This window comes from Halorubrum sp. Ea8 (genome assembly GCF_002252925.1).
Lineage (GTDB): Archaea > Halobacteriota > Halobacteria > Halobacteriales > Haloferacaceae > Halorubrum.
Genome location: NZ_NHPF01000106.1, coordinates 1 through 18,224, shown reverse-complemented (window position 1 = coordinate 18,224; position 18,224 = coordinate 1). Strand labels below are relative to the sequence as shown.

Here is an 18,224-nt window from a genome sequence, read left to right as displayed (position 1 = left end):
TTGAGAAACTGTCGATGCGATCGACTGATTCTGCAATAGTTCTGAGTATCTAAGTTTCTCAATTACATCTGCCAATTACCCAATTGCTTCTCCTCTAATTATTCGCCTCGACCGGTCGAGGGTGTCGAGATATTCTCGTTTTGTTGACTCCTCGGTTGACTCTGATGAGAGGAGAGCGGTTATCCACCGTGCTGTAGTAGTCGGACCCCACCGGTCAAAAATGCTGTTTAAATTCACCTCCTCAGTATCAGTTATTTCCCCTAATGCGAACCGCGCAATCGCCCCCTCGGGCCGGTCGGGGAATTGTTCACCGAGAGACTCAAGCGGGGCGATTGCCGTCGGGTCCGTTTCCAGACCACAGAGCGCTATCGCTCGGCCGACCTCGTCCACCATCGTTTTGTCCCTCAAGATCTGCATCTCTTCAGTCGGCGGTTCGATAATTTGGAAATCAATGGGATCGCTTGTAACGGTAGTATCGGAAAAGCCAGGATGATATTCTACAGTCAAACTGTATGATCCGAGGTCGTTGAAAGTGAACCCTTCGGCCGTGTAAAACAGAAACAAACCAGATTCTAACCACTGGCCCGTCGACAGTTCAACCGTTCTGGGAAGGGTATCGACGGAAATAATTCCTCGTAACTGGCTCTGTTCTCCGTTCGGATCGGTACACCTGATAAGAACGTCACCCTCAAACAGATTTAATCGGTTGCTGACCTCCACCGGTTCGGACCCCTCGTTGTGAATCCTCAACGTGGGCAGGATGAACTCTCCATGAGCTTTCGAGTTTGGAACACCCGTCAACGTGGCTCTAATATCAGTTGTCATCTGTGTCGTGATCGCTATCCGTCTGGAAGTCCGCCAACACGTCGCGCGCCTCCCCGATTTCTTCTTCATCGAATCTGTTCTGTGTGTCGAAACAGTCCATAAGGTTGTCCAGAATGGGTGCGTCTTTCTCACCGGGAGGTGTAACCGCAGTCGCGACGCGCATCGTTTCGAAGGCAGAACGGTCCTGGGCCGATAGCTCAAGGAAGTAGTTCATCGTGTCTCGGTCCGAATCCCTGGTGACCCTGCCCCCTCGTATATCGCGGACATCCCGCGAATAGGCGTTCGAGAGGATAATCGCCGCCGCCGTGCCGAGGTCGGTGTCAGTGAAGTCCTCGGCGAGTGACCTGAGTTTGTCTTCCCCACCGGTCTCTGTCCCGATGTCTCCGACCGCGATGCTTCGGCCGACGTCTTCGTCCAGTCCAAAGGTGCTGAGGTCAAGGCTATCCTCGGAGAGCGGTGAGTGGACGAGCACGTCGGTGGGTTCGCTCTTCAGCGACCGGTCTCCGAGGTCAAGTTCCGCCCACAGTTTGTACGGACCCGGACGGTCGAATGTGAATCCCTGATTCGTGAACAAGAGTTGTACCCGTCCGGTGAGTCGCTCGCCGGGGGCCAAATTGGTCGTCTGCCGGTCCGTACAGAAGATAACGACATTCCGGGGATTAGTCTGTGTTCCGTCCGGGTCCCTGACATAGAGGTCAAGATAGTCCTCAGTGATGTTGAGCGCCGAAGTCACTTGCTTGGATTCCTCGGTAGGATTTTCTACCGAGACATCGGCGATCGCTAACTCGCCGGGACACACCGTGCTGGGGAGACTCAAATTGAGCTTCAATTCTCGGTCTTTCGGCGTGTCGCGGTCGTACGTCAAGTCGCTCGGGGTTGCGGGACCGGAGCCGACTTCACCATGACCATAGCCAAACCGTTTCCACCGCGGCTTGACCTGCGGGTCGGGCGAATGGATCAGCGACGTCTTGTTGTGGTCGTGAAACGCGAAGGTTGCGACACTAGGGAACGGGTTCGAGGCGCTCGCGGCACGCATAATATCACTAGTCTGATTCATGATGGTCTTACCGACGGGCACCCCGTGTTCGTCGGCTTTCGGATGATAGAGGTTGAACCCGTGCCCTATCTCGTGGACCGCGGTTCGGAGAAACGCGAGAGGGGTTTCGCCCAATTTCGTCCCCCTCGCCGACTCGCTGATATTTGGGGTATCGGGAAGTTCTGGGTCGAAAAAGAGCGATACCCCTTCGCGGTAGGGCTCCTTATCATCAAACATTATCCCGAGCGTGCTGTAACGTTTCAGTTCGGATCCGACGAGCAACCAGAGTCGCCACTTGTTCGACTCCTCCGGAACAGTACTCTGATGACTATCGAGTAGTTGTCGTATCTCGGTCAGTGTCAGATCCCTCTCCTCCGAGATGCCGGTCTCGTCGACGATGATGTCGAATTGAATCCCAGAATTGGAATACACGCTGGTGAAACTCAGGGGCTTTCCCCTGTCTCGGTCAACCGACCCGACCCACTCTCGGTCCTCCATCACGTCCACTTCGAGTAGGCAGCCTCTGTAGTACGGTGCGGTTTTAAATGCCTGGAGGTCGAATCCCGTTCCCGCCATCGTCGCTGTTCCAGTCAACCTGAGCGTGGGCTGTGGCAGCCACGAACGCGTGACCGGTTCGGCCGAACACTCGAAATTGATGCTTCCTTCACTGCTCTTGTCGCCGAAATCCCCCGCTTCCGGCTCCCAGACGTGCTGTTTCACGTCACACTGAACGCGGCCTTCCCGATACGTGGCCCCCGTACTCCGAAAGTACCAGCTGTATTTTGAATCATCGAATTGGGGATACCAGTTGTCCCCGATTGTGAGTGGGTTCTCCGGTCGCATGTTCGAAGCACGGCCGTCCGCACACGTGGCGGCCTCGACGTACACGTCACCCGAAATCCGGAGGCGGTTGTCAGTCCGAGATTCGACCCGCATTGCTCCGTGTGTCGCCGTCGTTTCGGATGACGTCTCTCCAGTCGGGGACAGCTGGATGTACCAGCTTCCGTCGAGCGCCTCCAGACTACACGGCTGGTCGACAGGTGGGTCGGTACTCGACGTACCGCACTCGCACTCCCCCGTTCCGGATGAACGAGTGCCTCCTTCGTCGTAGACGCGGACCCTCGTCCGGTCGGCTGTTGGGTCTTCCGGGATTAGCGGCCGAGACGCACGTCTACGTTCCTCGTTTGGGATCGGGTCGATCGGTATTTCGTTCATGTTTATTAAAAAAATAGATGATTATCGGTCGAGGTAGGAGTTCAGATGATCCTCGGGAATGTCGCCCTGAGCGCCCTGGACGGCGGTGTTGATACTGGTCGACATGACATCGAAGAAAACAGAGTACCGCGTGACCAGATCCGTCACCTGCGTGAACGATTCCTGGACCGGGTGAGTTTTGCCATCTAAGTGGTTGTTCGCCACCCACGATTCGAAATGTTTCGAGCCCTCGAACTCGTCTCTGTGGTCTTCGAGACTCCGGTAGAGTTTGTCAACCGAAGTTTTCATCCGCCCCATCTGGTGGTGGTCCATCTCCAACATCGACATGATGTCGTCCCAGGCGCCTTCTCTGTCTCTCATCCCACTGCCGATGTCGCGGTTCGTGTCGATGTTGAGCAGATCGGCGCAGACCTCAACGACATCTGCTCCCGGGTCGACGTCCATCTGGTCCCAAAGACGGCCGCCGTACGGGCTATTAGACGCCCGGTCCAACACCGCGTCCATCTGGTTCAACCGATCCATCTCGTCCCTGACTTCGGGCCGTATACCGCTGTCGTCGGGTTGAGACCGGAAGTGGGCGATGAGTTCCCCCTGACGGTATTCCGCCTGTTTCCACGCCGACCTCGCTAAACCTGCGTTCTCAGCCGTATTTTCGAAACTCTCCATTGCGCTGGCCCCGGAGCGGATACAGAGAGGGCAATAATCGGCAGGATTGTCTTCTCTCGTGCTCTCGGTATACGTGTTACCCTGAATATCCTGGGCAGCCGCCATCTGATATTGTGTCTCGGCTTGGTAGGTCCGTGCGATAGCCTCGTGCCTGGCGGCTCCAACCTGAAGCGATTTCGTCTCGGTGAGGGGGTCGATCGACGAATTCGACCCCGAGAACGCGATTATGCACATGATCGCCTCTCTATCGGTGTCGGGGTAGTTGTTGATGCTGCCCGTTTGTCTTCCCCTGTCGTATCATCTTTTTTCATCGTTTATCCCCCAAATGCCATGTTAACATTTAACATGGCGTGTGCATATTGTTAGTTATTTAATTTATATTTTTCTAAAAGATAGGATATTGGTCTATAGAGAATATTCACGGTATTTTATAAATACACTATTTCTCTTATTTGATCAACCATCACTTGTCGATAACCAATAGGGTAAGCCAGTTTCTTTGCGGTCAAGAACAGTTACTGGCGGCCGCTTCCTCGGACGGTGTCGACATACTCTGGCGCCCTCCAAGAGGACCCTAAAAAATGGACAGCAAGTAGGTTCAACCTCGGAAATTTGGCCGCCGTTAAGTTTGCCTCAGAGAAATCGGCCGACAATAGGTCTGCCCTGGAGAAATTGGCACCACTCATATCTTCCCCTCCGGATTTTCCACGAGAATCTCGTTCCGCTTCCCATCTTTCACGGAGAAATCGTCTCTAGGGCCACCCCTGTTCTTGTGCACTGCAAAGAGCAAAATAAATTGAACTGCTGTTATGCACTATTCGCTGGAGAAACCTCCTGTTTCTTCGCAACCACTACTGATGATTCACCGTCAACAACGCGTCCCGGGTGGCAAGTTGACCAAACCCCGATGCCAGAGAGGAGGAACCGTTCGAGTATCTGACGTACTATAACGTATCCAACCTTCGAGGTGTGTCACGGTGTCCGATGAACGTCGGATTTTACTACAAATCCCGACGCCAACCTATCGACACCTCATTTTCTCGACACGCCGGCGGCCAATCTCGCGTCCGACACGTTTCTCGACAGTGGTCGCGAATGAAGCACCCGCAGTAGTCACAGACCGGCGGATCGACGGTGACGGTCTGACTCACGCCGGACCACTTCCTAACAGGTGAGTGACTAAAACGACCGGTTGACAGCCGTCGCTCGGGGCTAGAACCGAATTAAGTAAATGGGTTGGGGCGGATTTGAACCTCGGTCGCTCCGCTCGCTGTCGCTCACTTCGCTCCCTGGTTCGAATCCGCGGCACCATTTCGTCGACGCGGACCGCTCGCCGTCGCCCGCGGTTGCGGCGTCGACAGAAATGGGTTGGGGCGGATTTGAACCGCCGGCCTCCTCCATGTCAAGGAGGTGTCATAACCGGACTAGACTACCAACCCGAGGGGGGCTTACTGACGCGTTTCGTCGTATCCGGGGGACGTAATTGAACCTTTCGTTTCGAACGGCGACGGCGCGGCGCGGTCCCCCGATCGACCGCCGCTCTCCTGCGGCGATCCGAGCCGCGGTAACGGATTCTCTCGACCGCGCCGGCGCCGCCGCGGCCGGCTTTCGACCGCTTTTACTGGATCCGCGAGAGTCGGTCGGTATGGTCGATCTCGACGCCCGCACCGAGAGGCTCGACGCGTATCTCGACGACCGCGGGCTCGAAGCGGTCTGGTTCGCCAAGCCGAACGGGTTCGCGTGGCTCACCGGCGGCGACAACGTCGTCGACGACGACGCCGACGTCGGAGTCGCGGCCGCCGGCTACGACGGCGCGCTTCGCGTGATCACGGACAACGTCGAGGCGGAGCGGCTCGCCGCCGAGGAGCTCCCCGACGCGGTCGCCGTCGAGTCGTTCCCGTGGTACGCCGACTCGCTGGCCGGGGCCGTCGCGGAGCGCTCGCCCGCGCCCGCCGCCGCCGACTTCGACGTCCCGGGGTTCGAGCGCGTCGACGGGAGCCGCCTGCGCCAGCCGCTCACCGACGACGACGTCGAGCGCTACCGCGAGCTGGGCCGCGAGGCCGCCGCCGCCGTCGAGACCGTCTGCCGCAACCTCGAGCCCGAGGACCCGGAGTACGAGGTCGCCGCCGGGATCGACATCTCGCTCGCCTCCCGCGACGTCGACACCCCCGTGGTGCTCGTCGGCGGCGCGGAGCGCGCGCGGCGCTTCCGCCACTACACGCCGAGCGACGCGACGCTCGGCGACTACGCGCTCGTCTCCGTCACGGCCGAGCGTGCGGGGCTCTACGCCTCGCTGACCCGGACAGTCGCCTTCGACGCTCCCGACTGGCTGGAGGCGCGCCACCGCGCCGCGGCCCGCGTCGAGGCGACCGCGCTCGCGGCGACGGAGGCCGCGGCGGACGGCAGTCTCACGGACGGGGACGCCTCCGACACCGCCGGGAACGTATTCGACGCGATCCGCGAGGCGTACGACGCCGTCGGCTTCGCCGACGAGTGGCGCGAACACCACCAGGGCGGCGCCGCGGGGTTCGCGGGCCGCGAGTGGTTCGCCGCGCCCGGGAGCGACGAACCGGTCCGACGGCCGATGGGCTATGCGTGGAATCCGACCGTGCAGGGAGCGAAGAGCGAGGACACCCACCTCGTCGCGCCCGACTTCACCGAGACGTTGACGAAGACGGGTCAGTGGCCGACTCACGAGGTCGAGCCGGTCGACGTCGAGGGGGTCTCGACCGAGCCGCGAGAGCTGTCGGCGCCGGTGATTCGGTGAGGCTAGCGCCGGTGACCCGGTGAGGGCGGTGCCGGAACCGCCGGACTCAACCGGGGCGGCCTCGCGGACTAGTAGACGTACTCGCTCTCGTCGATGCCGACGTAGTCCTTCTTGACGCGGCGCTTGTTCCACCTGTAGCCGAGCAGGAGCTTCACCGACTCCCAGCCCGAGCGGTACGGCTGCGCGAGGAGGCCGTCGCCGGCCTCGGCCGCCAACATGGCGTCGGCGGCGCCGATGATCCGGTTCCAGTCGTCCGGGTCGTAGTCGGCGACCATGTCGGCCATCGTCACGTTGCGGACGACCTCGTCGCCGATCGCCTCCTTCCAGCGCCTGTTGTACGGCGCCATGTCGCCCGCGGCGGCCAGCTCGCCGGCGATGGCGCCGGTGCGGACCGCCACGTGGTCGCCGCCCTCGTGGAAGGCGGAGGTCGTCCCCATCGCGCCGCCGACCACCGCGACCCCGGCGTCCGTCGGCGAGTCGATCGGACGGGTCGACGAGATCGGATACGTCTCGGTGCCGTTCCGTTTGCCCGCCTCCTCGACGAGCGGGAAGTCCTCCTCGATATCGTACTCGTCGCCGTACTGCCACTCCAGCAGCCGTCGGACGTACTCGCCGCCCTGCGGGATCGACTCGTCGTCGGGCTCCAGCAGGGCGTACGCGTCCCGGTCGAAGGCGTCGACGTCGAGGCCGATCGGCATCGTCAGCCCGACCCGACAGACGCGGTCGTCGTTCGGGAAGATCCACGGATACGCCGTCTCGCCCGGCATCACGCCCCACCAGAAGACGAGCGCGTCTTCGACCTGCTCGTACACCGCCTCCGGGACGCGTCGGTACTCCTGGTAGGCGATGTGGTTCGCCGTCCGGGAGGCCAGCCGCTCGGAGGCGGCCGCGTCCGCGGGGAGGTACTCGTCGAGCACGCGATTCGTCACGGTGCGCTGCGGGCCGTCGGCGAGCACGAGGAAGTCGGCCCCGACCGACTCGCCGGAGGCGAGCTCGACGACGTGACGGGGATCGCCGCTCCCGCCGGTGCCGTCGGTCCCGCCCGACCCGTCGCTCGGGTCCGCCGACAGGTCGGTGTCGACGCTACGGACGGACACGCCCGCGCGGTACTCGGCCCCGGCGTCCTCGGCGCGGTCGCGGAGCCAGTCGTCGAAGCGCGCGCGCTGGAAGGTGTAGCCGAACTTGTCGTACGACGAGTCGATACCGGTGGAGGTGAGCGTCGCCGCCTCGTCCGGCCCGCGGAACTCGGCGCGGGTCAGCTCCCGTTGGACGACGCCGTCGTCGAACTCGTCGGGGTGGATCCCCATGATGTCGACCCAGTAGTCCAGGATCCCCGCGGCGTCCGTCGAGTCGGGGCCGAGCCCGTCGCGGTCGGCCCGCGGCACCCCCTTCTCGAGGACGAGGGCGTCAGCGCCGCCGGTCGCGGCCGCGTGCGCCGCGGACGCGCCGGCCGGACCGCCTCCCACGATAGCGACGTCTACGCGTTCCATATCCCGTGAGGTCACCCTCCGGCTATTAAATTCACGGTCCCTGACGGGGCGAACCGAACGCCTCGCCCGCGGCGGCGATCCGGACTGCGCGGACACCGGTCGCCGCGGCGGGTCGTTCAGGGACGTTGACATGAATGTCAGCGGGCGAAAAGACACGCTTTTAGACCGCAACGAGATTTGCTCCGATACCAATGGCACGCGAGACGTGGGCGACGCGGGCGGGGTTCATCCTCGCCGCGGTGGGTAGCGCCGTCGGGCTCGGGAACATCTGGCGGTTCCCGTTCATCACCGGCCAGTACGGCGGATCGTCGTTTCTGATCACCTATCTGGCGTTCGTCGCGCTGATCGGGTTCCCGGCGATTCTCGTCGAGTTCGTGATCGGCCGTCGGACCGACCGGAATCCCGTCGGCGCGCTGCGGGAACTCGGCAGCGGCGCGTGGTCGTACGCCGGCTGGCTGTTCGTCGCCACCGGCTTCATCATCCTGTCGTACTACAGCGTCGTCGCAGGCTGGTTCCTCCGGTACACCCTCATCGGACTCACCGACGGGTTTACCATCACCGACCCGGCCGAGGCGGAGGCGCTGTTCGGAACGGTCTCGACCGGCCTCGACACGCTCCTGTTTCACGCCGCGTTCATGATGCTCGTCATCGGTATCATCGCCGCCGGCGTCAGGCGCGGCATCGAGCTGAGCGTGAAGGTGATGGTGCCCGCCATCCTGGTGTTGCTGCTGGGGCTGGCCGCCTACGGGTTCACCCTCGACGGCGCGAGCGCGGCGTACGGGTACTACCTCTCGCCGGACTTCGGAACGATCGCGGCGAACTGGACCGAGATACTGCCCGCCGCCGCCGGACAGGCCTTCTTCACCCTCTCGCTCGGGATGGGCGTGATGATCACCTACGCCTCCTACCTCGGTGAGGACCGGAATCTGGCGTCGGACGCCGGCGTCATCGCCGCACTCGACACGCTCGTCGCCGTCCTCGTCGGGTTCGTCGTCTTCCCCGTTCTCTTCACCGTCGGCATCGAACCGGGCACGGGCGGTCCCGGGGCGATCTTCGTGAGCCTCACCTCGGCGTTCGCCGGGATCCCCGGCGGACGAGCCATCGGCGTCGTCTTCTTCGGCATGGTCGGGATCGCGGCGCTCTCGTCCGCGATCAGCATCCTCGAAGTGCTCGTCTCGTACCTGATCGACGAGCTCGGCGTCGCTCGCGTCCCCGCCGCGGCGGCCATCGGCGTCGCCGTCTTCCTGCTCGGCGTCCCGGTGACGATCGACCTGATATTCCTCGACCTGTACGACAAGCTGGCGGACGGCATCCTGCTCGTGCTCGGCTCGCTGCTGCTCGCGCTGTTCGTCGGGTGGGTGATCCCCGAGATCGCCCGCGACGAGCTGGAGAGGGGCATCGGCGACATCGGCGGGCTCGGGACCGCCTGGCTCTGGATCGTGCGCGTCCCCATCGTGATCGTCGTGCTCGTCTCGCTGTACCTCGGTATCGTCGACTACGCCGGGTTCCTCACCGGCGGCTTCGCGGACTGGCTGGCGGCGCGCTGAGCGTTCCACGCCCCACCGCGGAACCGAGTTTTCGCGTCGATCGGCCCCCGGCAGAGGGGTCACTCGCGCAGCAGCGTCGAGTAATCGGCGATGACTCCGTCGACGCCGGCCGCGGCGAGCCGGTCGGCCTGATACCACGTCTCGACGGTCCAGACGTTCACGTCGCGCCCCGCCTCGTGCGCGGCCGCGAGGAGGTCCGGTCCGCCCGACTCTCCGCCGCCCCCGAACCGCTCGGCGTCGAAGAACGGCGTTCCGCGAATCGCGTCGATCGGCGGGTGGACCGCGGCCGAGTCGTGCTCGCGGGCGATCGCCAGTCCGTCGGCGATCGACTCGGCCACCAGCGGGGCGACCGGCAGCGACGACCGCTCGCGGACCGCGGCGAGCGCCCCCTCGCAGAACGACGAGAACAGGAGGTCGTTCCCGGACTCCTCGGCGACGCCCAGCACCCGGTCGACGAACGGCCGCCAGACCGCCGTCCGGTCCGCGAGCGCGTCGCCGGCGAGCTTCTCGTCGGGCCGGAGGTCGCCCCGGCCCGGGTTCTTGAGTTCGACGTTCACGCCGACGTCCGGGGGAAGCGCCTCGAGCGCGTCGGCGAGCAGCGGGACGGTCTCCCCGCTGTCGAGCACCTCGGCGCCGGTGACGGTCGCGGTGTCCGTCTCCCAGACGAGACCCGCCGCGTCGGTGAGTCCGCGGTCGACGGCGGTACCGGAATCGCCGCGTCCGCCGCGACCGGAGAGCTCCGCGTCGTGAACGACGACCACGTCGCCGTCGGCGGTGGGCATGACGTCGACTTCGACCCAGTCGGCCTGACGCCCCGCGGGAACGTCGGACTCGGCGGAGCCGTCCGACCTCGCGACCCCCGCGGCCCGCTCGACGGCCGCCACGGTGTTCTCGGGGTTCTCGCCGGCGAACCCGCGGTGTGCGATCAGGGTCGGCGTCGGGCGCGCGGCGTCGGTCATATCGCGTCGAGGACGGCGTCGACGACGAGGCCGACCGCCTCGGTGACGGCCGCCTCAGCCCGCGCGAGCGGGCCGGTCGACTCCGCGTCGTCGTCGCCGTCGCGGTCGCCGGCGAACTCGTCGTCCGCCCGCCGGGCGCCGTTCGCGTCGTCGCTCGTTTCGGTCGCGTCCCTCATCGTCGGACCGCCGGTCAGACGTGCTCCTCGTACGGCTGAACGACGACGAACCCGTCGGGGCCGTCGAAGCGCATCTGGTACCGCTCGCCGGACTCCTGGCCGACCATGTCCGAGAGGCTGCGGTTGACCTCGACGCTCGGGGAGGTGCCGCCCCAGGCGACGGTCGCGCTGGGATCCGTCGCGACCGGCGTCTCCAAGACGATCGGATCGCCGTGCGTGGTGAGCGCGACGTAGCCCGGTCCCTCGAGGTAGACGTTGCTGAACCCACCGGCGAGCGAGCCGGCAAGGCTGTCGATGGTGCTGATCTCGTAGGAGAGCCTCTCCTCGAAGGCGAGGACGTCCTCCCCGTTGACCGTGATCGCCTCGCCGGCGTCGAGCTCGACGACTTGTACCTTCTTGCCGGCGTCGGCGAAGTAGACGTGACCTCGGCCCTCCACGGCCATGATCGGCGTCCCCTCGCCGGTGGCCGCTTCCTTGAGGAAGCCGGTGATCCCGCCCTCGGCGGAGGCCTTCCCCGTGAACGAGACGTCGCCGGTGTACGCGATCATCGACCCGGCCTTCGCCATCACGGTCCCGTCGACGTCGACGTCGAGGGTGTAGCTGTTCTCGCGCTGGAACGGTTCCGCGCTTTCCGTCGGTGCGTTCTCGGCTGTGAACTGATCTAGGTTCATGATGCGGGGACCGAACCATCGTGGACGGCCGCGCGCCGCCCGGTTCGGCTGGATGACACTTCCTCGCTATCGAATATGAATGTTGGTGGTCTCACGCGTGGACGGGTCCGGGTCACCGTCTCGGCGCCCCGGCATCGGTCGCCCGTCCGCCGCTGACAACCCGCTCGTCCGTCCGCCGCTGACAACCCGCTCGTCCGTCCGCCGCTGACAACCCGCTCGCCCGTCCGCCGCTGACAACCCGCTCGTGTGCCGCCGGTACTACGGTCGGCGACGGCCTCTCAGTAGACGACCAGCGAGAGGTACAGCTGGCCGATCCCGGCGACGACCATCACGGCCCCGGCGACCCGCTTCAGGGCGCCCGCGTGGGCCATCACGCGGTTGGCGTTGCCGATCAGTCCCACCCCCGTCGCGACGGTCGTCGCGGCCATCAGGACGGCGACCGTGCCGGCGTACACGGAGAGGATCAGGACGGCGGCGTCGCCGGGAAGCGCGATGGCCCGCGCGACCACGCCGAGGAACACGGGCGCGACGCAGCCCGCGCCGGCCAGCGCGTACCCCGCGCCGAACACCCCGAACCCGAAGACGCTCGACCGCCGCTTCGGCAGCGGGAGCGACACCGACGGGGCGCGCCCGGCGACCACGAGCAGCCCGAAGATGACGAGCAGCACGCCGACGAGCGTCTCGAAGACGGTGATGTTCGACAGCGTCGAGTACCCGATCCGCACCGTCGCGCCCGCGAGCAGCGCGAACGTCGCGAGGACGCCGAGCGCGGCCGCGACCCCGCGCAAGCCCGCCCCGGAGACGGAGGCGGCCTCGGCGTCGACGGAGTTCACGTAGAAGCCCACGTACCCCGGCAACAGCGGGTACGCGCACGGAGAAAAGAACGTCGCCACGCCCGCGGTCACGGCGAAAGGGACGTTCGTCGCGAGCGAGACGTCGGTCATCTGTCGGCTCGTCCCCTCATCGGTCCAGCGCCCGCTCGATCCCGTTCACGAACTCCCCCGTGGTGTGGGTCCCTGACGTCGCCCAGCGCACGCGCCCCGTCGCGTCGACGGCGCGCGCGCTCGGATAGCCGCCGACGCCGAGCCGAGCCGCGAGCTCGGCGGTCGTGTCGGCCGCGACCAGCCAGTCGCCGTCGTGCTCGCGCCACCAGTCGGCGACCGTCTCCTCGCTGACCGCGCCGCCGACGTCCTCCGTCGTCACCGAGACGAACAGCACCTCGTCGCCGATCCGGTCGTGGGCCTCGGCGAGGGCCGGCATCTGCTCGGCGCACGGGGGACACCACGTTCCGAAGAAGTCGATGAACGTCGGGCGATCGGGCGCCGGAAGCGTCGCCTCGCCGTCGCGGCTTCCCGGCGCGTCGACCGTCGGCAGCGTCGTCGGCTCGATCGGTTCGTGCGCGTCCCCGCTCCCGAGCACCGCGGGCGCGCTCCCGGACGCGACGACTCCGGCCCCGCCGAGCGCGCCCGCGCTGGCGAGTCCGGCGAGGAGGTGGCGGCGCCTCACGCGGTGACCACCCGCTCAAAGTCGCTCACGAGCCGTTCGATGTCCGTCTGCGGGCCACGCGGGTAGGCGCGCTCGACGATCCCCCGCTTGTTCGCGAGAAGGATCAGCCCGTAGTGGGGGAACTGGTACTCCAGGTTCTCGTACTGGTCGGCGTCCCGCTTCTCGATCACGAGCCCGAAGTTCTCGTCCATCAGCTCCTGCGCGCGCTCGTAGCTCTCGGGTCGCAGGAAGTGCCAGTTGCCGGCGTCGAGGTCGACGCCCTGCTGGCCGGCGTACTCGCGGAGGACCTCGGCGGTGTCGCGCTCGGGGTCGAACGTGAGCGCGAGGAAGGCGGACTCGTCCCCGTACCCCTCCTCGGCGGCGACCGCCTGCGCGCGCCGGAGCCGGAGGATGAGCGCCGGGCAGACGCCGTCCGGGCAGTTCGTGTAAAACGAGGTCCACAGGACGGCGCGCTCGCCCTCGAAGTCGGCGACTGACACCTCGTCGCCCGTGAGCGGGTCAGGAACGGTAAAATTCGGCATCTCGTCGCCGTAGCTCGGGTGGACGGCCTCGCTCAGGTCCCGCTCCGGCGGGCCGAGGACGGTTCCCTCGGCGCCCGAGTCGCCGAGGACGCCGAGACAGCCGGCGGTCCCGACGGTCGCGCCGACGCCGGTCCCGGCCGCGAGCGACCGCAGATAGGTGCGACGATCCATGTGTATACGCCGACCTACGTCCTCGCGCGTAAATGAACCCCGCGACTGGTCGCACCGCGCGGCGACGGCGGCGGAAGCGTCGAAGAACCGGGTCTCGGCGTCTAAGACGACGCCGACGCGACCGACGGGCGCCGAGACGGTCGTGGTACCACGACCCTCGCAAGCGTTATCCCCCAAACGCCCGTCTGTTTGGTTGCAATGGCAAACGGTAAGGTTGACTTCTTCAACGACACTGGCGGCTACGGTTTCATTTCGACTGACGACGGCGATCTCGACGACGACGAGGACGTGTTCTTCCACATGGAAGACGTCGGCGGCCCGGACCTCGAGGAGGGTCAGGAGGTCGAGTTCGACATCGAGTCGTCCCCCAAGGGACCCCGCGCGACGAACCTGACGCGCAACTAACGATTCTACCGCGGACGCCGCGTCCGCACGCACTACCGGACCCCGTCGCCGGTCACCGAGACCGGCGACCGTTCCGTTCTTTCACGCTTATTTTTCCCGACGAGCGACGGTGCTCGACCGTTTACCCACGCTCGACGACGCCGGGATCGACCGTTTAAATACGAGTGCGGGCGAGACGGTTCACAGTGAGCGATCCGATCCCGACCGGCTGTCGGCCGGTCGACGACCTGTTGGGTGGCGGCTTCGAGCGCGGGGTCGTCACGCAGGTGTACGGCCCGCCAGCGGCCGGGAAGACGAACCTCGCGTTGGCCGCGGCGGTCGAGGTCGCCGCCGGCGGCGACCGCGCCCTCTACATCGACACCGAGGGGCTCTCGATCGACCGGTTCGAGCAGCTCGCCGCGGGGCGGGCCGACGACCCCGACGTCGACGACGCGGTCGAGGAGATCGCGTCGCGGCTGGTGATCTCCGAGGCGTACGACTTCGACGACCAGCGGGAGGCGGTCCGCGACGCTGAGGAGCTCGCCGAGGAGGTCGAGCTGATCGTGTTGGACTCCGCGACGGGGTTCTACCGGCTGGAGCGCGCCGGCGACACCGAGGGCGGCCAGTCGCTCCGGAAGGTCGCCAAGCAGGTGACGCACCTCCTCTCGCTGGCGCGCCGCCACGACATCGCCGTCGTGATCACGAACCAGGTGTTCACCGACCCCGACTCCGACCGCGACCGCGCGCTCGGCGGCAACACGCTCAACCACTGGACCGGGGCGATCCTCCGCGTCGACAGGTTCCGCGGCGGGAACCGCCGGGCCACGCTGGAGAAACACCGCTCGAAGCCCGCCGGCGACTCCGTCACCTTCCGGATCGTCGCCGACGGGCTCGCCGAGGGCGCGGACGCCTGAGCGGCGCGCCGGTCGGGGGAATTAAGCCCTTCCTACCGTCCTAATACGTAATGAGTAACGGAGCGGGTCGACCCGGACGAGCGACCGTCCTGCTCGTCGTCGCCTGCGTCCTCGCGGCCGCCCTCGCGCCCGCGGCGGCGGCCGGCGGGCTCGGCGAAGCGGCCGTCGACCGCCCCGCGGTCGGCGTCGACGCGGCCTCCACGTCCCCCGCTCCCTCGCCGTCGACGGCGCCGGCGACGGCAACTCCGCCCGCCACGGCAACTCCGCCCGCCACGGCAACTCCGCCCGCGACGCCGACGTCGCTCGGGGCGGCGTCGTCCGACGCCGTGGGTCCCGGACTGCGGTCGGCGAACGGCACCGTTGAGCTTGTGGTGCGCTTCGGAGACGACGCCGGGACCGGAGCGCGCCGCGCCGCCGACGGCGGCCGGATCGGGACTGACGAGCTCAAGACGAACGCCGCGACCGCGCAGGGAAGCTTCGAACGGTTCGCAGAGCGGAAGCCCGGCGTCACGGTCGAGCGGAGCTTCTGGCTCGCGAACGCGATGCTCGTCACGGTCGACACCGAGAGCGTCGCGGTCGAGCGCCTCCTCGACGTGCGCGGCGTCGAGCGCGTTCACGAGAATTTCCGGATGGAACTCGACTCGGCGGCGACCGCGGACGGCGGAGCCGGAGCCGGCGCCCTCGATTCTCCCGCGGGCCCCACGGCCGGTACCGTCTCTGCCGGTTCGACGGCGACGAACGCGACGTACGGCGTCGAGATGGTACGTGCCCCCGAGGTCTGGGAGACGTTCGGAACCCGTGGCGAGGGCGCGACCGTTGCCGTGATCGACACGGGAATTGACCCGAACCACCCGGACCTGACAGTGAGCGGGTGGGCGGAGTATGACACGGACGGGAATCTCGTGAGTGACAACGTCAGCGACGCGTCAGATGGTAACGGTCACGGTACCCACGTCGCCGGAACGGTCGCCGGTGGTAACGAGAGCGGGACGGCGATCGGCGTGGCGCCGGCGGCGACGCTCCACGGTGTCAAAGTGTTCGACGACGACGGCGGAAACGCGACGTTCACACGGGTCGTTGCCGGCATGGAACACGCGTCAGAGGACCCCGAAGTCGACGTTTTGCAAATGAGTCTGGGTGCAGACGGGTACGCCGCCGACATGATCGAGCCGGTCCGAAACGCGCGGGACGCCGGGAAGGTCGTCGTCGCATCGTCCGGGAATCGCGACGTAGAGCCGTCGAGCTCTCCGGGTAACATATACGACACCCTCGGCGTCGGGGCTGTCGACTCCGACCGCGAGGTCCCTTCCTTTTCGGGCGGCGAAAACGTATCTACCGACAGTGCGTGGGGAAACGATGCTCCGTCTGACTGGCCCGATCAGTACGTCGTCCCGGACGTCTCTGCTCAGGGCGTGTCGGTGAACTCGACAGCAGCGGGCGGTGGATACCGAAATCTCACGGGCACCTCAATGGCTGCACCCCACGTTTCCGGCGTCGCGGCGCTGATGATCTCGGCGACGTCGCGGAACGTCACCGACGAGGAGCTCTCCGACACGCTTCGAGACACCGCGAATCACCCGGACGACGCGACGGGCCCCGACACGCGATACGGCGCGGGGATCGTCGACGGGTTCGCGGCCGTCTCGTCGGTCACGGAGAACCGGTCGACGCTCGCGGTGAGCGAGTTCGACGCGCCGACTGAGGTCGCACCCGGAGAGACGCTGGAACCGACGGCGACGGTCGAAAACACCGGCTCGGACCCCGGAGTCGGTGCCGTCGAGTATCGGTTCGACGGCGCCGTCGGCGACGAGGCGAACGTCTCGCTCGCTCCGGGCGAGAGCGCGACCGTCTCGTTCTCGTACGTCGTCCCGAGCGACACGCCGACGAACGCGACCGACGAGCACGGCGTCTACACGAGAGACTCGAACCGGACCGCGGCGGTCGACGTCCTCGACCCGCCCTCCTACGAGGTGTCGGCCCTCCGAGCGCCCGCGTTCATCGAGCGAAACGGGAGCCTCGACGCGACGGCGACCGTGGCGAACGTCGGCGGACTCGGCGGCGAGAACCGCACCGTCGAACTCCGGCTGACCGACCCCGCGAACGCGAGCGACGTGCGGGTGCTCGACGCCGCGAACGTCTCGATCGGAGCCGGGAACGCCACGGCGGTCGCGCTGAACGGGACCGTCCCGAGCGGTTTCGCGACGGGCGAGACGACGGTCGCGGTGGCGTCGTCCGAGGACGCGGCCGACGCGGCCGTCGGTGTCGCCGACGCGGTCGGCACCGTGAACGGCACCGTCACCGACGCGGAGACGGACGCGACGCTCCCCGGGATATCGGTAGTCGTCGACGACGGGAGCGCGGCGATCGGTGAGACGACGACCGACGCGGACGGAACGTACGCAATGAGCGCGCCGGCGACCGGTCTGAACGTCACCGCGGGCAACGCGACGTACGCGCCGGCGAATCGGACGGTGACTCTGAACGAGTCCGGAGACGCGGCGGTCGCGGACTTCGCTTTGACGCTCCGCAACGGCACGCTTTCGGGCGACGTGAACGCGACGGACGGACTCGACCGTCCCGCCACTGCGACCGTGACCGTCACCGACGCGGAGACGGACGCAACCGTCGCCTCGCTCGACGTCGGCGAGGGCGGCACCTACGCCGTCGACCTCCGCCCGAACGCCTACGACGTCGCCGTCGACGCGCCGGACTTCGAGCCGATGACGCGGACGTCTATCCGCGTCAGGCCGAACGCGACGACGGACCCGTCCCTCGCGCTCGATCCGAAGCCAGCGTCGCTGATCGGAACGGTGACGAACGCGAGCGACGGCGGGCCCGTCGCGGGGGCGACGGCAACCGCGGACGGGAGAGCGGCCACGGCCGACTCGAACGGCAGCTATTCGCTCGCGGTGGCGCGCGGCGAGCGGACCGTGACCGTCTCCGCGGACGGCTACGCGGACGTGACGGAGACGGCGACGCTCGCCGCGAACGAGACCCGAGAGGTAAACGCCTCGCTGGCTCCCCGAGGCGTGTTCACCCTCACCGGGTTGTCGGGGCCCGCCGAGATCGAACGGGGATCGAGCGGTGAGTTCGACGTCGCCGTGCTGAACGAGGGGCGCGCCGCCGACGACGCCGCCGTGAGCGTCGCCGTCGACCCGAGCGGGTCGGTGAGCCCGAACTCGGTCTCGATCGCCGGAGTCGCGGTCGACGACACCGGTTCTGGGACGTTCACCGTCTCGACCGCGTCGAGCGCGTCGACGGGGACGTACGAGGTCACCGCCTCGACGGCCGACGACTCTCGAACGGCCTCTTTCGAGGTGGTACACAGCGAGGACGGCGGAAGCGACGGAGGGAGTGACGGCGGCACGTCCGGCGG

The 18,224-nt window shown here is 66.4% G+C and carries 16 protein-coding genes and 1 tRNA gene; 5 read left to right on the top strand and 12 right to left on the bottom strand.

The window, feature by feature from the left end:
- Positions 1 to 75: 75 nt before the first annotated feature.
- The 5 genes from DJ74_RS18785 to DJ74_RS12490 form a co-directional block, all read right to left on the bottom strand.
- A complete protein-coding gene (locus DJ74_RS18785; protein WP_141212706.1) occupies positions 76 to 825 on the bottom strand; it encodes a hypothetical protein in 750 nt (249 codons plus the stop codon).
- Positions 815 to 3,076 (bottom strand): hypothetical protein, encoded by a 2,262-nt coding sequence (locus tag DJ74_RS12505; protein ID WP_141212705.1) that lies wholly within the window; start codon positions 3,074 to 3,076, stop codon positions 815 to 817. Before DJ74_RS12505 ends, DJ74_RS18785 begins: the two co-directional genes overlap by 11 nt.
- Positions 3,077 to 3,097: 21 nt before the next feature.
- Entirely contained in the window at positions 3,098 to 3,976 is an 879-nt protein-coding gene (locus DJ74_RS12500) for a hypothetical protein (protein ID WP_094527455.1), read from the bottom strand.
- Between the two features lie 281 nt (positions 3,977 to 4,257).
- A complete protein-coding gene (locus DJ74_RS20040) occupies positions 4,258 to 4,428 on the bottom strand; it encodes a pentapeptide repeat-containing protein (protein ID WP_094527454.1) in 171 nt (56 codons plus the stop codon).
- A 678-nt stretch (positions 4,429 to 5,106) separates the two neighbouring features.
- Positions 5,107 to 5,181: transfer RNA gene (locus tag DJ74_RS12490), tRNA-Val, on the bottom strand.
- Between the two features lie 206 nt (positions 5,182 to 5,387).
- On the opposite strand from DJ74_RS12490, the gene DJ74_RS12485 reads away from it, so the two are divergent.
- Entirely contained in the window at positions 5,388 to 6,509 is a 1,122-nt protein-coding gene (locus DJ74_RS12485) for a Xaa-Pro peptidase family protein (RefSeq protein WP_094527453.1), read from the top strand.
- A 68-nt stretch (positions 6,510 to 6,577) separates the two neighbouring features.
- Here DJ74_RS12485 and DJ74_RS12480 read toward each other — a convergent pair whose 3' ends face one another.
- On the bottom strand, positions 6,578 to 7,999 hold the full coding sequence (locus tag DJ74_RS12480; protein WP_094527452.1) for an NAD(P)/FAD-dependent oxidoreductase: 1,422 nt from the start codon (positions 7,997 to 7,999) through the stop codon (positions 6,578 to 6,580).
- Positions 8,000 to 8,190: 191 nt separating this feature from the next.
- On the opposite strand from DJ74_RS12480, the gene DJ74_RS12475 reads away from it, so the two are divergent.
- A complete protein-coding gene (locus DJ74_RS12475; RefSeq protein WP_094527451.1) occupies positions 8,191 to 9,546 on the top strand; it encodes a sodium-dependent transporter in 1,356 nt (451 codons plus the stop codon).
- A gap of 59 nt (positions 9,547 to 9,605) precedes the next feature.
- On the opposite strand, the gene DJ74_RS12470 is transcribed toward DJ74_RS12475, so the two are convergent.
- The 6 genes from DJ74_RS12470 to DJ74_RS12445 all read right to left on the bottom strand — a co-directional run bounded on the left by DJ74_RS12470 (position 9,606) and on the right by DJ74_RS12445 (position 13,550).
- Positions 9,606 to 10,505 (bottom strand): glycerophosphodiester phosphodiesterase, encoded by a 900-nt coding sequence (locus DJ74_RS12470; RefSeq protein WP_094527450.1) that lies wholly within the window; start codon positions 10,503 to 10,505, stop codon positions 9,606 to 9,608.
- Positions 10,502 to 10,681, bottom strand: a complete 180-nt coding sequence (locus DJ74_RS12465) for a hypothetical protein (protein ID WP_094527449.1) — start codon at positions 10,679 to 10,681, stop codon at positions 10,502 to 10,504. Before DJ74_RS12465 ends, DJ74_RS12470 begins: the two co-directional genes overlap by 4 nt.
- 14 nt (positions 10,682 to 10,695) lie before the next feature.
- A complete protein-coding gene (locus tag DJ74_RS12460) occupies positions 10,696 to 11,352 on the bottom strand; it encodes an AIM24 family protein (protein ID WP_094527448.1) in 657 nt (218 codons plus the stop codon).
- A 278-nt stretch (positions 11,353 to 11,630) separates the two neighbouring features.
- Positions 11,631 to 12,296, bottom strand: a complete 666-nt coding sequence (locus tag DJ74_RS12455; protein ID WP_094522314.1) for a cytochrome c biogenesis protein CcdA — start codon at positions 12,294 to 12,296, stop codon at positions 11,631 to 11,633.
- Between the two features lie 16 nt (positions 12,297 to 12,312).
- Positions 12,313 to 12,858, bottom strand: coding sequence for a TlpA disulfide reductase family protein (locus tag DJ74_RS12450; RefSeq protein ID WP_094527447.1), 546 nt, complete (start codon positions 12,856 to 12,858; stop codon positions 12,313 to 12,315).
- Entirely contained in the window at positions 12,855 to 13,550 is a 696-nt protein-coding gene (locus DJ74_RS12445; protein ID WP_094527446.1) for an SCO family protein, read from the bottom strand. Before DJ74_RS12445 ends, DJ74_RS12450 begins: the two co-directional genes overlap by 4 nt.
- Before the next feature lie 198 nt (positions 13,551 to 13,748).
- Between DJ74_RS12445 and DJ74_RS12440 the strand changes: the two genes are divergently transcribed.
- From DJ74_RS12440 to DJ74_RS12430, 3 genes are all read left to right on the top strand, one after another.
- Positions 13,749 to 13,955: a cold-shock protein gene (locus DJ74_RS12440; protein ID WP_004046191.1), complete on the top strand. Its 207-nt coding sequence runs from the start codon at positions 13,749 to 13,751 to the stop codon at positions 13,953 to 13,955.
- Between the two features lie 185 nt (positions 13,956 to 14,140).
- The gene (gene radB, locus DJ74_RS12435; protein WP_094522311.1) at positions 14,141 to 14,848 is read left to right on the top strand and encodes a DNA repair and recombination protein RadB; all 708 of its coding nucleotides are present in this window, start codon (positions 14,141 to 14,143) and stop codon (positions 14,846 to 14,848) included.
- A gap of 50 nt (positions 14,849 to 14,898) precedes the next feature.
- Positions 14,899 to 18,224, top strand: a 3,326-nt coding sequence (locus tag DJ74_RS12430; RefSeq protein WP_141212704.1) for a S8 family serine peptidase, incomplete at its 3' end; no start/stop codon positions are given.